General features: G+C 32.5%; 11 protein-coding genes. 9 read left to right on the top strand and 2 right to left on the bottom strand.

The features are described from left to right. Positions 1–44 precede the first annotated feature (44 nt). The 5 genes from recO (at position 45) to AC3IPI_RS04015 (ending at position 8,804) form a co-directional block, all read left to right on the top strand. The gene (recO, locus tag AC3IPI_RS04035) at positions 45–758 is read left to right on the top strand and encodes a DNA repair protein RecO (protein WP_039117984.1); all 714 of its coding nucleotides are present in this window, start codon (positions 45–47) and stop codon (positions 756–758) included. 124 nt (positions 759–882) lie between these two features. Continuing rightward, positions 883–2,775 carry an outer membrane protein assembly factor BamB family protein gene (locus AC3IPI_RS04030; RefSeq protein ID WP_039113144.1) on the top strand — a complete coding sequence of 631 codons (1,893 nt, stop codon included), beginning with the start codon at positions 883–885 and terminating at the stop codon, positions 2,773–2,775. 58 nt (positions 2,776–2,833) lie between these two features. Continuing rightward, the gene (locus tag AC3IPI_RS04025) at positions 2,834–4,753 is read left to right on the top strand and encodes a hypothetical protein (RefSeq protein ID WP_489157294.1); all 1,920 of its coding nucleotides are present in this window, start codon (positions 2,834–2,836) and stop codon (positions 4,751–4,753) included. A gap of 261 nt (positions 4,754–5,014) precedes the next feature. Continuing rightward, positions 5,015–8,416, top strand: coding sequence for an isoleucine--tRNA ligase (ileS, locus tag AC3IPI_RS04020; RefSeq protein ID WP_489157292.1), 3,402 nt, complete (start codon positions 5,015–5,017; stop codon positions 8,414–8,416). Positions 8,417–8,423: 7 nt separating this feature from the next. Further along, the gene (locus AC3IPI_RS04015; RefSeq protein ID WP_082001802.1) at positions 8,424–8,804 is read left to right on the top strand and encodes a TraR/DksA family transcriptional regulator; all 381 of its coding nucleotides are present in this window, start codon (positions 8,424–8,426) and stop codon (positions 8,802–8,804) included. 146 nt (positions 8,805–8,950) lie between these two features. On the opposite strand, the gene AC3IPI_RS04010 is transcribed toward AC3IPI_RS04015, so the two are convergent. Continuing rightward, positions 8,951–9,331: a hypothetical protein gene (locus AC3IPI_RS04010; protein ID WP_489157289.1), complete on the bottom strand. Its 381-nt coding sequence runs from the start codon at positions 9,329–9,331 to the stop codon at positions 8,951–8,953. Between the two features lie 27 nt (positions 9,332–9,358). Beyond that, positions 9,359–9,715 carry a roadblock/LC7 domain-containing protein gene (locus AC3IPI_RS04005; RefSeq protein WP_039113139.1) on the bottom strand — a complete coding sequence of 119 codons (357 nt, stop codon included), beginning with the start codon at positions 9,713–9,715 and terminating at the stop codon, positions 9,359–9,361. Between the two features lie 174 nt (positions 9,716–9,889). Here AC3IPI_RS04005 and AC3IPI_RS04000 point away from each other — a divergent pair, with 174 nt between their 5' ends. The 4 genes from AC3IPI_RS04000 to kbl all read left to right on the top strand — a co-directional run bounded on the left by AC3IPI_RS04000 (position 9,890) and on the right by kbl (position 15,310). Further along, entirely contained in the window at positions 9,890–10,111 is a 222-nt protein-coding gene (locus AC3IPI_RS04000) for a hypothetical protein (RefSeq protein WP_039113138.1), read from the top strand. A 93-nt stretch (positions 10,112–10,204) separates the two neighbouring features. Next, on the top strand, positions 10,205–10,801 hold the full coding sequence (locus AC3IPI_RS03995) for a lipoprotein signal peptidase (protein ID WP_039113137.1): 597 nt from the start codon (positions 10,205–10,207) through the stop codon (positions 10,799–10,801). An 85-nt stretch (positions 10,802–10,886) separates the two neighbouring features. Beyond that, a complete protein-coding gene (locus tag AC3IPI_RS03990) occupies positions 10,887–14,045 on the top strand; it encodes a UvrD-helicase domain-containing protein (RefSeq protein WP_489157287.1) in 3,159 nt (1,052 codons plus the stop codon). A gap of 71 nt (positions 14,046–14,116) precedes the next feature. Next, complete coding sequence (kbl, locus tag AC3IPI_RS03985; RefSeq protein WP_489157285.1) at positions 14,117–15,310, top strand: glycine C-acetyltransferase; 1,194 nt, start codon at positions 14,117–14,119, stop codon at positions 15,308–15,310. The last annotated feature ends 66 nt before the right edge of the window (positions 15,311–15,376 follow it).

Below are 15,376 nucleotides of genomic sequence, written 5' to 3'. Positions count from 1 at the left end.
ATCTAAGAAGTCTAAGCAAGTCTAAATAATCTAAGAAGTCTATTTTGCAAGTAAAAACCAAGGCAATTGTCATTTCGGCTATAAAATTCCAAGAAAAAAGCTTGATTGCCAAGTGTTTTACGCTTTCGCATGGATTGAAAACTTATTTTGTTAGAGATGCTTTTTCAACTCGTAAATCCAGTCAGAAAATAGCCTATTTTCAGCCATTAACTATTCTTGAGATTGAGGCTGTACATAAAAATAAAGGGACATTAGAAAATTTCAAGGAAATAAAAATTGGAACCCCTTTTCAAACCATTCATACCGATATTGTAAAAAGTACGATTGTAATGTTCTTATCCGAGATTCTGCATTACTCAATTCAGGAAGAAGAAAAGAATGAATCACTTTTTATTTTCTTAGAAACAGCTTTGTTTTGGTTGGATCAACATGATGAAATTACCAATTTCCATCTTATTTTGATGTTAGAAACTACTAAGTACCTAGGCTTCTATCCCGATGTTTCTGATGCAGATCTGCCGTTTTTCGAAATGAATGAAGGTGTTTTTACTCTTTTTCATGGGTTAAGTGCCCTAACCGAACATGAAACTAATTTGTTCAAAAAACTAATAGATTTGAAGTTTGATAATGATCAAAAAGTTTTTCATGTTATTGAACGACAACTACTCCTGAAAATCTTAATAGACTATTATAGTTTTCATTTAGATGGCTTTAAAAGGCCGAAATCACTAGAGGTTTTGAAAGAAATATTTTCTTAAAAATCGAATCCTATTTTTATATATTTGCGCTGTAATTTTTATAAAATTTTGAAGTTTTCAATCTTTTATAATTAATTTCAAGAACATTATTCATTCTTAACTATAAAATTTTAAAAAACCAAACATGAAGAAAATTACGTTTTCGATTATTTTACTTTTATTAGTCAGCTTTTCGGCTATTTCCCAAAGGAAATATGACGAAATAGTTAACACAGAGAATACCGTACAAGATATGGTACAAAATGGAATTACAGGAATTGTTGTTTTTAATGAAGGAGGAACAATAAAAGGTTTAGATCCTGAAACTAAAAAAGTTGTATGGACTTTGACCAAAGATGATTTTGGAGGTAAATCAGCATTGACTATCATAGGTGATACCGATCTTACAAAGCTTTTTGATGATAAAAGTGCTTTAACTACTGTTGCCGGAAGTCCTTATGTTGAAGCTTACATCAATAACAAGTACATTATCATCAATACTGATACTGGTAAAGTGGTTTACAACTCTTCAAAAGAATCTTTTTGGGTAACACAATCAGATTTTATTCCTGAGACAAATGAGTATTTGCTTACTTTGAAAAAAGATGGCGACATGGCAATTGCATTATTGGATATGACGACTGGCGAATTAAAATGGAATACTACTGTAGATAAAGCAAAATCATTATTTAGCTTCTCTTTTAGAGAATCAGTAAACACAAACGTTGCTAAAGTACACGGATCAGTAATTTATTATTTACTGTACGGAAAATTATATTCTTTTGACAGAGCTACCGGAAAGTTAAACTGGAAAGGTGAAGAAGATTATTCAAAATTCTTCCTGACGCAAAATGATAAAAATATTGTTGTAGTAAACAACACTGGAACTTTTTCGAATAAACAATATTTAAATGTTTTGAATACAGAAAACGGAAAAAGTATCTGGAAAGAATCAATCAAAACAAAAAGGGTTGTTTATCTTGAAGATTGGGGAACAAAATTGTTAGTAGCTCACTATAGTGGTTTTAACTTTTTTGATTTAAAAACAGGTGAAAAAATCTGGAAAAAAGATGCTCGTGGAGATGGTTTGAAAAGAGTAATTCCTATCGATCAGGATTTTTTATACGTTGCTGAGAACGAAATGATGTTGATCAATAAAGACGGAGAAAAACTTTGGAAAAAATTTATTGAAATTTCAGATGATAAAGAAGATCCGATTTATTATTTAGGTAAAGTAGGTGAAAAAGTAATGTATCTTACAGGTACTTACGGAAACATGGTTGATTATAAGACCGGAGTTAAACTTTGGAAACGTAACATCAACTTTGATAAAAACCGCCCGGTCTTACCAACTTATGATGAAGCTACAAACTCGTACTTAGTATATAATGATGAGAAGTTATATAAATTTGATCCAAGTATTAAAGACAAACCAGAGCCTTTTGCTAAAGTAAATATCAAAAAAGAAAAAGACTTAAACAGCATCGAATTATTTCCTTGGGGAGTAGTGCTTTCAGGACCAGTTGAGGTAATGGGAGTTAATATGGATGGTACAATCAAATATCACCTTACTTATACACAACCAGGAGAGTCAACAAGACGCCTTCTAAAAAGTGCTGCCATTGTAGGAAGTATCGGTTTAGGAGTTGCTGCAGGAGTAAGTGATTTTAAAGGTTCAGAAGTAACAATGACATATCGTGATTCTGGCGGAAATATGAGAACTACAGTTGTGAAGGCAGAAGATCAAACGAATAAGGATCAGGCAAATGCTTATGCAGCCGGATCTGTAGCTCTTGGTATTGTAGCTGCTAAATTTAATTCTCGTTTTAATGCAATGAAACAAAATAGAGATTACTCTTATATTTTTGCAAAAGCAGAAACAGGAGAAAAAATTCTTGTAAAAGTAAGTAAAATAGACGGTGTTGAGGTTGATAAAATTATTTTTACAAACAACAAACCGGTTTATGAAGTAGATCCTGCAACACAAAATATTTTTTATGTTTCGGATAAATCTATTCAGATCTTTAATAAAAAATAAGAAAAATAAAAACCCAAAGCCATCAGGATTTATTTCTGGTGGCTTTTTTTTTTTGCCTATGAAAAAAATATTACTCTTAGTGGCTTTGCTTGTAATTGGATCAATTCAGGCACAAGAAAAAATAAGCTCAAAAACAAAGAAATTTAAAATTCCGATAATTAGATATTCTGAATTTCCAGCTCTTGATAATGTATTAACGCAAACGGCTTTTTATCAAATGGATAAATCGCTGCAGGAAGAAGAATCTAATTTAAAGAAGGATTTTTTTAATATTGATGGATTTATAAAAGATCCTGTAAACGGAAAGCTTAAGCTTTATTTAACCTTTGCGATGCCCAGATATACAGACACTCAAATAGATAGTGTGTATGATAAGGAAAAAAATCGTTGGACTTATAATGCGCACTCTAATTATATAAATAATGTAAAATTAGATGTTAAGCTTGGCGATAAAATTATATTGACTAAGGATTTTGGAGGTTCAGATTCTTATTCGGTAAGTGTGGGAAATAGTATGGGTGCTTTGAAAGTTGTAGCCTCAGAACAGGATAAAAAAGTAAAGACAGCTGTAAAGAACTCAGATTACAGTGATGTAGGGCTTGGATTTGATAATGTTGTCTACAAAGCGGCAATAAGAATCCAGGATTTTTTAAATTATAAATTTGGATATTCAACTAGTGTAGTAAAGGAAAAATTTGAGTTTGTAACTTCAAAAGGGCATTCAGAATACGCACAAATGCTTGCTTTCGAGACAGAAATTACAGCTCAGTTGGAGAAAGTAACTCTTGAGAAAGGTTTAGACGAGAAATTACTAACGCCACATTTGCAGTATTTAGAAAGTCTGTTGGTAAAATACCCACTTTCTCCGGCAAATGAAGATATTCGTTTTATTGTCACCAACAATTTGGCTGAAACTTATTTTTTACTTGAGAATAAAGAAAAAGCCCTGAAATATGCTAATTTATTAATTGAAAATGATAAACAAGATTCGAGAGGATCTACAATTATCGAAAGAGTTAATAATGGCTATTTTGCAGATAAAAAAATAAGAAGTCATACACCTCGTTTTGCAGAACTTAAAAAATTAGGTTTAAAAATTGCCGAAGAAAAAGAAGAGTTGAGATTAGCTTTTTTTGAAAAAATCGACCGTCAGGAAGCTGATTGGAATATCGAAAAAGAAAATAGAGCGGCAGCCTTAGAAAAAAGTAAAATTCAACGAGAAAATATGCTTGATTCTATTGCATATCAATCTAATCCAGATTTGTTAGCGAAGATTATCGCTAATCTTGGTGGAAGCAATATTCTAAAAAAAGTAGAGAAAACACATTTGGTGTCTAAGTTAACTTTAGAAGAAAGTAATATACCTCACACCGAAGAAAGATGGGCGACAACGACAAATTATCTTTTGAAAAAGAAAATGCCGGAAACCTATTATGAAATCGTAAATGGACCAGAAGCATGGAGTCACAGTGATCGCGAAAGCGGAGTGGAAGCCAAATGGGCAAAATTACCAATTTACAAGTATAGTAATCTTTCTGCAAATTTGGACCCTGTGAATTTCTTAACTGCTTTTAGACTTGATTTATGGAATAAGCTGGAGCTATTGCAAGACGAAATGGTTGACGGGAAATGGTGTTATCATTTTAATTATTTCGAAAAAACATTGAACACAAGTAATAGAACCATTCCTAAAACAGATTATCATCTTTTTATTGATAAAGAGGATTTTTCGATTGTTGCAACGGAAAGAACAGAATTTGATGATGGAAATAAAAGTTTTTTTGAGCGAAAGCTTTTCAAAGATTATCGCCCTGTAGCAGCTTTAAATTCAGGAAAAATTCCGCATAAGATTAATTATGAAATTGAAGATTTTTACGGAGATACTTCCTATCAGGAAAACCGCGAAAAAGTGGAAGTAAATGCCGTTTTTGGTAATAGAATTTTTATGAAAGAAGTTTATTTCGGAAGTTTTAAATAAAGATTAATACTATTAATGACGACCGTCTTTTTTGCTAATAAAAGACTGTTATATTTTCACTTTTGTAGACACTAAGAAATATTTTCTTGAAGATTGAATCCTTAGGGTTTTCAGTTTTTGAGAAAATATTTCTGTTTAAATCAATAACTATTTTTTGATAAATGCGGAATTATAAATGTATTAACAAATTTAATTAGTGAATTGGTGGCTAAAAAAATCAAAATTCCTTACTTTCGCACTTCGATTTAAGAAAAGGATAAAATGAGCACAAAATTTACTGAATACAAAGGACTTGACTTACCTACTGTAGCGTCTGAAGTACTTGACTTTTGGAAGAAAGAAAATATATTTGAAAAGAGTGTAACTACTCGCGAAGGTGCAGTGCCTTACGTATTTTTCGAAGGTCCTCCTTCGGCAAATGGATTACCAGGAATTCACCACGTGATGGCACGTGCGATTAAAGATATTTTTTGCAGATATAAAACTCAAAAAGGTTTTCAGGTAAAAAGAAAAGCTGGTTGGGATACTCACGGACTGCCTGTAGAGTTAGGTACCGAAAAAGAACTAGGAATTACAAAAGAAGATATTGGTAAAACAATTTCTATCGAAGAATATAACGAAGCGTGTAAAAAAACCGTAATGCGTTATACCGACGTATGGAATGACTTAACTGAAAAAATGGGATATTGGGTAGATATGGAAGATCCATATGTAACTTATAAACCAAAATATATGGAGTCTGTTTGGTGGCTTTTGAAACAAATTTACGATAAAGGTTTGTTGTACAAAGGATACACAATTCAGCCTTATTCTCCAAAAGCAGGGACAGGATTGTCTTCTCACGAAGTAAATCAGCCTGGAGCTTATAGAGATGTTACAGATACTACAATTGTAGCACAATTTAAAACATTGCCAGAAACATTGCCTTCGTTTTTACAAGGTTTTGGAGATGTTCATATTTTAGCCTGGACGACAACGCCTTGGACATTACCATCGAATACCGCTTTAACAGTTGGTCCAAGAATTGACTACGTTTTGGTAAAAACTTTCAATCAATATACTTTTGAACCAATCAATGTTGTTTTGGCTAAAAATTTAGTTGGAAAACAATTCGGAAAAGGATTTTTTGCAAGCGAAGATGATGCCGATTTCGACAATGTAAAAGAAGGTGACAAAAAACTTCCGTATAAAATTTTAGCGGAAGCGAAAGGAGCTGATTTGGTTGAGATTCGTTACGAACAATTATTACCATATGTATTGCCATATCAAAATGCTGAAAATGCATTTAGAGTAATAGCAGGAGATTTTGTTACTACCGAAGACGGAACGGGTATTGTACATACCGCTCCAACTTTTGGTGCTGATGATGCTAAAGTAGCAAAAGAGGCTAAGCCTGAAGTACCGCCAATGTTGGTTCTTGACGAAACTGGAACAGCAGTTCCTTTGGTAGATTTACAAGGAAAATTTACTTCGCATTTAGGTGAACTTGCTGGTAAATATGTAAAAAACGAATATTATGATGCAGGTCAGGCGCCAGAGCGTTCTGTAGATGTTGAAATTGCTATTCGATTAAAAGAAGAAAATAAAGCCTTTAAGGTAGAGAAATATGTCCACAGTTATCCACATAGCTGGAGAACTGATGAGCCGTTATTATATTATCCACTAGATTCTTGGTTCATTAAAGTAACCGATGTAAAAGATAGAATGTTCGACCTGAACGAAACTATCAATTGGAAGCCTAAGTCTACTGGTGAAGGACGTTTTGGAAATTGGCTTAAAAATGCCAATGACTGGAACTTATCTCGTTCTAGATATTGGGGTATTCCGTTGCCAATTTGGAGAACTGAAGATAAAAAAGAAGAAATTCTTATTGGTTCTGTTGAAGAATTGTACAATGCGATTGAGAAATCTATCGAAGCAGGTTTTCAAAAAGAAAATCCGTTTAAAGGATTTGAAATCGGAAATATGTCTGAATCTAATTATGATTTAATCGATTTGCATAAAAATGTAGTCGATCAAATAACTTTAGTTTCGGCTTCAGGCCAGCCAATGAAACGTGAAAGCGATTTAATTGATGTTTGGTTTGATTCAGGGGCAATGCCTTACGCACAATGGCATTATCCTTTTGAGAATAAAGATAAAATTGACGAGAATAAAGATTTTCCAGCTGATTTTATTGCTGAAGGTGTCGATCAGACTCGTGGATGGTTTTATACGCTTCACGCAATCGGAACTTTAGTTTTTGATAAAGTAGCTTATAAAAATGTGGTTTCAAATGGCTTGGTTTTAGACAAAAATGGAATAAAAATGTCTAAGAGTAAAGGAAATACAATTGATCCTTTTAAAACCATTGCAGAATACGGTCCTGATGCCACACGTTGGTATATGATTATGAATGCAAATCCTTGGGATAATTTAAAATTTGACCTTGAGGGAATTGCTGAGGTTCGTCGTAAATTCTTCGGAACATTATATAATACCTATTCATTCTTTTCGTTGTATGCAAACATCGATGGATTTAAATATGCTGAAGCAGAAATTCCGATACACGAAAGACCAGAAATTGATCAGTGGATTATTTCTGAATTGAATACACTTATCAAAGAAGTTGATGGCTTTTATGCCGATTATGAGCCAACAAGAGCTGCTCGTGCAATTTCAGACTTTGTACAAGAGAATTTGAGCAATTGGTATGTTCGTTTATGTCGTCGTCGTTTTTGGAAAGGAGAGTACGCGCATGATAAAATAGCAGCATATCAAACACTTTATACTTGTTTGTTAACTATAAGTAAACTAAGTGCTCCAATTGCTCCATTTTTTATGGATAAGCTTTACAGAGACTTAACAACTTCAACACAGTCAGAAAATTATGACAGTGTACATTTGGCAGAGTTTCCAAAATACGTTGAAAACTTTGTTAATAAAACGTTAGAAAGCAAAATGCAGAAAGCGCAGACTATCTCATCACTTGTTTTATCACTTCGTAAGAAGGAAATGATTAAGGTACGTCAACCGTTGCAAAAGGTAATGATTCCAGTACTTGACGATAATCAACGTAGTGAAATTGAGGCAGTTTCAGAGCTTGTAAAAGCAGAAGTTAACGTGAAAGAAATCGTTCTTTTAGATGATGCTTCGGGTATTTTGGTGAAACAAATTAAGCCTAATTTTAAAGCATTAGGACCTCGATTTGGTAAAGATATGGGCTTGATTTCCAAAGAGATACAGTCTTTTACCGCGCAGCAAATCAGTCAGTTAGACAAGGAAGGTTCGTTAGATATTGTTATTGCAGGAAATAGTGTAACTTTATCATTAGAAGATGTCGAAATTACATCACAAGATATCGAAGGTTGGTTGGTTGCAAATTCAAACGGAATAACAGTTGCGCTTGATATTACGATCACGGAAGAGCTGAAAAATGAGGGTATCGCAAGAGAATTGGTTAATAGAATTCAAAACATCCGTAAAGATTCTGGATTTGAAGTAACTGATAAGATAAAGGTACAGATAAAGAGAAGTGGTATATTAGAAACTGCAATTCTTAAAAATGAAGACTATATTAAGTCTGAAACATTAACAGATAGTTTGGTTTTCTTAGACGAATTAGAAAGCGGCATAGAAATTGAATTTGATGATATAAAAACAATGATATTAATTTCAAAATAATATAAAAATGGTAGATGAAATTACAAGATACTCTGACGCTGATTTAGCTGAATTCAAAGAGATCATTTTGGGTAAAATACAAAAAGCGCAAGCAGATTTAGACTTGATTAAAAGTGCTTACATGAATGATTTAAATAACGGTACAGATGATACGTCTCCAACATTTAAAGCATTTGAAGAAGGAAGCGAAACTATGTCCAAAGAAGCAAACTCACAGTTAGCTATCAGACAAGAAAAGTTTATTCGAGATTTAAAGAATGCGTTATTTCGTGTAGAAAATAAAACATACGGAGTGTGCAAAGTAACAGGAAAGTTAATCGGAAAAGAAAGATTAAAGATTGTTCCTCATGCTACAATGAGTATTGAAGCAAAAAACTTGCAACGATAGTTTTTTAAATAAATAATAAAGCGCTCCTATTTAAGGGGCGTTTTTTTTGCGTCAAAATGAAGAGAAGTAATTTAAGTGTAAAAAAGGAAGTAGTTAAATTAAAACTGTCTTTGCGCAAGACAGTTTTAATTAAGAAAGTAATGCTGTTACGCTAGATTTTTTTCCAAATCAGTTTTGTATTTTCTTAAAACAGCTCTTGTCATTCCTAAGTTGGCTTTTGTAGAGTCTGCGACTAGATAAACCATGAATTTATTATTTGGTGAAATATCAATAATGTGAATTTGATTGGTAAGCGTAATTAAGATATCCTCGATGTCTTGTTTTAAATTTAAGGCCTTTACAGCGCTTAATTTAGCTTTAACTACTTCAAGGTTATATGCAGAAGCTAATTCGGGATCAAATGTCGAATCGATGCTTAAATTACCATAACTAAGCCCTGTTTCAATCTCGGTTACAGCTACAGCTATAAAACCATTCACATTTGTTTTCATTTCAGTTAGAAAAACATTTAAAAAGTCGTTGCTCATAATTTTTGGGGATTTATTGGTTATTAATTATTTTAAAAGACTGTTTTTGTTAAGCTGAGTGGCTAGTTCATCGATATTGCGCAGAAATAATCCGAGATTGCTACCATCATTAGAGAAAACGATGATGCTATGAGAATTGTTTATTTTATTCATTACAGCGACTCCATTGGTGGTTTTAAGGTATAATTGTTTAAGTAGTCCTTTGTCTAAGTCATTAAGGAATTTGTCGCTCATAGATAGGATTGCATCGCTCATTGCGGCAACACTGTCACTATATTCTAAGTGTAAAGAGGTGATCAATTTTCCTTTTGTACCCGATATAAGTGCCGATGTTGATTTGGTCTGAATTAAAAACTCATTTAGCATGGAAGTGATTTCATTCATTGTGTGGAGATTTGGGGAGTTGTTAAAAAATAATTGATTAAGCTAATTTAATTAAAAAATCATAGCTTTATCATGTATTATCTCGTTAATTTATTTAAGAAATATAAAATTTTTGCGTATTATTGTAAGAAAGGAATGGAGGATTAAGTAAGTATTAATTTAAGATAAAACGTTATGGCTAAAGTGTTGAAGTTTAAAGATGTGAAGTCGGATGTTGATAGTAGAATAAAGGAATTTGATAAAATAAGGGTTAAGTTGAATGTTGCCAAAGCAAAAAAGGCACAGGGTAATATTGTTAAGACTACAGATGGGAAAAAAGAAGCTAAAGGATTGTTCAATTCAATCTCAAGTTTTTTTTCTGAAGGATCTAAGCCGGTTAGAAATAACGGAAAATAATAATGAAACATTTTGTTACGAAATAATTAACGCTCCTAAGGGGGCGTTTTTTTTGATTTAATTGTTACTTTTGCGCCAATAAAAAATTATAAAATGTCACTACGAAAAGCGTATTTACTTATTTTCATTATTTTACTTATTGATCAGCTTTCTAAAATTTATATAAAAACCAACTTCGTTTTAAGTGAAGAAGTGGAAGTTTTTAAGTGGTTTAAGATTCTTTTTATTGAGAATGAAGGAATGGCTTGGGGAACAAAAATTCCAGGAGAATATGGGAAATTGATTTTAACCGTTTTTAGGATTTTTGCCGTTTTTGGTATTGGGTACTGGTTGTATGACTCTATTAAAAAACAAAGCTCAACATATTTAGTTGTCGCTATTGCTTTAATTTTGGCAGGAGCTGCAGGAAATATTATAGACTCTGTTTTTTATGGTGTAATATTCGATGACAGTTATAACAATTTAGCAACACTATTTGCTCCAGAACATTATGGAACGTGGTTTCATGGTAAAGTAGTAGATATGTTGTATTTTCCTATTTGGGAAGGAAATCTACCAACTTGGTTGCCAATATGGGGTGGACAACAATTTAAATTTTTTAATGCAATTTTTAATTTTGCCGATATGGCAATTTCTACAGGTGTAGGTATTTTAATTGTTTTTAATAAAAAAGCATTTAATAAGCACTAATTAATTTTACTTTATAGAATTTTAGTTTTTTGCAACCGAATAGTTCTCGGGATGTTTTATTTTTACAGTTCGAAAAAATTAAAAAATGCAAAGACCTTCCTTTTCTATATATGATGCATCCGCAGGTTCAGGAAAGACATATACCCTAGTTAAGGAATATCTTAAAATTATACTTTCGGCTCCTAAAAATGATGCGTATCGCAATATTCTTGCAATAACTTTTACAAATAAGGCAGTTCATGAGATGAAAAGCCGAATTGTAGGTAGCTTATCTGAGTTTGCCAAAGAAGAACCTTCCGCGAAAGCGATAGATTTAATGGAGGATTTGGCGAGGGATACTGGCCTTTCAATCATTGAATTAAAAACAAAATCACAAAATATCATTAAGCATATTATTCATAATTATGCTGCTTTTGATATTTCTACAATCGATAAATTTACCCATAAGGTTATTCGTGCTTTTGCGCATGATTTAAATTTGCCCATGACTTTTGAGGTAACTCTGGATACAGAAAACTTACTCATAGAGGCAGTCGATGCAATTATTGCACAAGCGGGACAAGATGAAACTTTGACCAAGTTGCTGATTGATTTTACGATGGAGAAAACCGACGATGATAAAAGTTGGGATGTTTCTCGTGAAATTCTTGAAACAGGAAGGTTAATCTTAAATGAAAATAATCGAAATGAGATTACTCATTTTCATGATAAATCAATTGGAGAGTTTGTCGAAATAAAAAATAAGCTAAAGGATTTGTGTAAAAATCTTGAGGAAGAAAATGCTGTTTTTGCGACTGAAGCTCTTTTGTTAATTGAGAAAAACGGAATCGATTTAAAATCTTTTTCAAGAGGAACATTTCCGAATCATCTAGAAAGTATTCGAGATGGGAAGTTTAATCCCAAGAATAAAACATTTCATGAGTTTGATGATATTGCGATTAATAAAACGGCCAAAGATAAAGCCGTAATAGAAAATATTATTCCAGAATTACTTCAAATTCTGGATAAGATTTATAAAAATTTCGAAAAGAGAGATTTCTACAAAGCATTTCTTAAAAATATTACGCCATTGTCATTGCTGAATACAGTAAGCAATGAGTTAGAAAAGATTCAGAACGAACAAAATGTTTTGTCTATTTCTGAGTTCAATGCAATTATTCATCGCGAAATCCAAAATCAACCTGCGCCTTTTATTTATGAACGTTTAGGAGAAAAATACCGTCATTTTTTTATTGATGAGTTTCAGGATACTTCCGAAATGCAATGGCAGAATTTAATTCCGCTAATCGATAATGCCCTTTCTGGGCAAGATGATTATGGAGTAAAAGGAACTTTGATGATTGTGGGAGATCCGAAACAATCAATTTATCGTTGGAGAGGAGGAAAAGCGGAGCAGTTTATTGAATTAAGTAAGGATTTAAATCCGTTTAATAATCCAGATAAGAAAATAACACATTTAGATACTAATTACAGAAGTTATAGTGAGGTTATTGAATTTAATAATAGCTTTTTTAAATTAATCTCTTCAGAGTTTGAAAATGCAGACTATAAAGATTTATATGAGAATCATAGTTATCAAAAGACAAATGCAAAGAAAGGCGGTTATGTAAATATTTCGTTTCTTCCGGTAATTGATAAAAATGAACAAATTGATGATGATGCTGCTCTGGAGAAAACTGATTTGTATGTTTTAGCGACTTTAAATACAATCCAGAAAGTACTGCGTGAAGGATTTGAGTATAAAGATATTGTTATTTTGACTCGTAAAAGAGATCAGGGTATCGCTGTAGCAAATTATCTCACAGAGCAAAATATTCCGTTATTATCATCAGAAACATTGATGATTCAGAATGCAACCGAAGTTCGATTAATTATTCATTTATTAAAGTATTTGAATAACAATGCAGACTTAGAAGCTAAAGCTAATTTTTTACATTTCTTAACTAAGAATATTGAGATTAAAAGGCCTGTTCATGACTTTATAGCCGAAGGAATGGCTGAGAGAAATGAAGCTGCTTTTGAAAAATGGTTAGAGAAATTTGATATTTCGCTTTCGTTTGAAAATATTCGAAAGAAATCACTTTATGAAGCCGTTGAAACTATCGTTTCTAAATTTGTGCGTTTGGAATATAATAATGCCTATGTGCAATATTTTCTTGATATAGTTTTGGAGCGCGATATTAGGAATCAAGCAGGTATTTCGGATTTCTTAAGTTATTGGGATAAGAATGCGGGGAAATTTAGTATTCCGTCTCCTGAGGGGAATAATGCTGTTCGTATAATGACAATTCATAAATCAAAAGGATTAGAGTTTCCAGTGGTAATTATGCCTTTTGCAGAAGAAGATTATAGTCGAAAACCAAAAGATAAGTTATGGTTAAATGCGGAGGAGTCAGACTTTGGATTGCCAAAAGTGTTAATAGATAATAGTAGTGCGGTAGCTGGTTTTGGAGAAGATGCCGCTGTTGTTTTTAATTCAAAAAAACAAGAAGAACTACTAGATAATGTAAATGTTTTATATGTTGCCTTGACTCGTGCTGAAGAACAATTATATGTTATTTCTCAGGAAATAAAGCCTAGAAAAGATGGAGAATTCCCAGGTAATATGGCATCTTTTTTTATAAAATATTTAATTAATCTTGGTGTTTATGATGAGAGTAAATTGGAATATGAATTTGGAAATTCAGTAAAATTATCTTCGGGAGATAAACATTCTTCGTTCACCAAGACGATTCTGCTAGTTTCGGAAGTTTTAAATCCAAAGAATATTAAAATTGCACAACGTGAAGCATTAATGTGGGGAACGCATCAGCAAGAAGCTATATCTTATGGGAATGTGATTCATGAAATCTTAGCGTTTGTAAAATATAAATCAGATGTTGATTTGGCGATTGTAAAAGCATTAGAAGACGGGCTAATTGTATTTGAGCAAAAAGAGATAGTTTTAAAGACGATTAAGGAAATTGTAAATCATTCAGAAATCAGTATTTGTTTTGAGGAAGGTAATAGGGTTTTAAATGAGGAAACAATAATACAGAAAGCAGGAAAGACATTGAAGCCTGATAGGGTAGTTATTACTCCAAAAGGAGAAGCTTATCTTTTGGATTATAAAACAGGTTTGAGTAATCCCAAATACATACAACAGTTACAAGAATATCAGGATGCTATTGAAAATATGGGTTTCAAAGTGTTAAAAAAAGCATTGGTGTATATAGGAACCGATATCGTTGTAGTAAATTTGTGAAAAAATTAATCAGACGTTAAAGAAAAAAATCAGGATAACTTGTTAAAGTTTAACATATTAAATAAATAAAAATGTACGGAAAAATTAAAGAGCATTTGCAGAATGAATTGCAAACTATTGAAGAAAACGGAATTTTTAAAAAAGAACGAATAATAACTTCTGCTCAAGATGCTGAAATAACAATTTCTACAGGAGAGAAGGTTTTGAATTTTTGTGCCAATAATTATTTAGGATTGTCTTCGCATCCAGAAGTGGTTCAAGCTGCAAAAGACGCTATGGATACTCATGGTTTCGGAATGTCATCTGTACGTTTTATATGTGGTACGCAAGATATTCATAAAACATTAGAGAAAAAGATTGCTGATTTTTACGGAACAGAAGATACAATTTTGTATGCAGCAGCTTTTGATGCTAATGGTGGTGTTTTTGAGCCTTTATTAGGTGAAAACGACGCGATTATTTCAGATAGTTTAAATCATGCTTCTATTATAGATGGAGTTCGTTTGTGTAAAGCAGCTCGTTATCGTTATGAAAACAGTAATATGGAAGACTTGGAGCAACAGCTAATAAAAGCGAATGCTGCGGGAGCCCGTTTTAAATTAATTGTTACTGATGGAGTGTTCTCTATGGATGGACTTGTAGCTCCATTGGATAAAATATGTGACTTAGCAGATAAATATGATGCTATGGTTATGGTTGATGAGTGTCATGCTGCTGGATTTATTGGTGCAACAGGAAAAGGTACTCTTGAGGCAAAAGGAGTAATGGGTAGGGTTGATATTATTACAGGAACACTTGGTAAAGCTTTAGGTGGAGCTATGGGAGGCTATACAACTGCTAAAAAAGAGATTGTAGAGTTGTTACGCCAAAGATCAAGGCCTTATTTGTTTTCAAACTCATTAGCGCCTGCAATTGTTGGAGCTTCGATTAAAGTATTCGAGCTTTTAGAAAAAGATACTGTATTAAGAGATAGATTAGAGTGGAATACAAATTATTTTAAAGAAGGTTTAAAGAAAGCTGGTTTTGATATAATAGATGGAGATTCGGCTATCGTTCCAGTTATGTTATATGATGCAAAATTATCGCAAAATATGGCAAATGAGCTTCTAAAGGAAGGTATTTACGTAATTGGGTTCTTTTTTCCAGTAGTTCCTAAAGAAAAAGCAAGGATAAGAGTACAGTTGTCTGCAGCTCATACGAAAGACCATTTAGACAGAGCCTTAGTGGCTTTTGTTAAAGTAGGTAAAATGTTAAAAGTTGTATAATTCCCACTTTTTACATTTCTTATTGCTTTTTTTTAACATTTCATTTTGTAGTTAAAAATTTACGCA

The sequence above is a fragment of the Flavobacterium sp. GL_143 genome (genome assembly GCF_057834355.1).
Note: the sequence above shows the minus strand (reverse complement) of the source record. Positions and strands in the feature narration are given on the sequence as shown.

What these genes read in the sequence shown, in the direction of transcription:
- AC3IPI_RS04030 (WP_039113144.1), top strand. Translation starts at nt 883, where the DNA reads ATGAAGAAAATTACGTTTTCGATTATTTTACTTTTATTAGTCAGCTTT.
- AC3IPI_RS04025 (WP_489157294.1), top strand. Translation starts at nt 2,834, where the DNA reads ATGAAAAAAATATTACTCTTAGTGGCTTTGCTTGTAATTGGATCAATT.
- ileS (WP_489157292.1), top strand. Translation starts at nt 5,015, where the DNA reads ATGAGCACAAAATTTACTGAATACAAAGGACTTGACTTACCTACTGTA.
- AC3IPI_RS04015 (WP_082001802.1), top strand. Translation starts at nt 8,424, where the DNA reads ATGGTAGATGAAATTACAAGATACTCTGACGCTGATTTAGCTGAATTC.
- AC3IPI_RS04010 (WP_489157289.1), bottom strand. Translation starts at nt 9,331, where the DNA reads ATGAGCAACGACTTTTTAAATGTTTTTCTAACTGAAATGAAAACAAAT.
- AC3IPI_RS04005 (WP_039113139.1), bottom strand. Translation starts at nt 9,715, where the DNA reads ATGAATGAAATCACTTCCATGCTAAATGAGTTTTTAATTCAGACCAAA.
- AC3IPI_RS04000 (WP_039113138.1), top strand. Translation starts at nt 9,890, where the DNA reads ATGGCTAAAGTGTTGAAGTTTAAAGATGTGAAGTCGGATGTTGATAGT.
- AC3IPI_RS03995 (WP_039113137.1), top strand. Translation starts at nt 10,205, where the DNA reads ATGTCACTACGAAAAGCGTATTTACTTATTTTCATTATTTTACTTATT.
- AC3IPI_RS03990 (WP_489157287.1), top strand. Translation starts at nt 10,887, where the DNA reads ATGCAAAGACCTTCCTTTTCTATATATGATGCATCCGCAGGTTCAGGA.
- kbl (WP_489157285.1), top strand. Translation starts at nt 14,117, where the DNA reads ATGTACGGAAAAATTAAAGAGCATTTGCAGAATGAATTGCAAACTATT.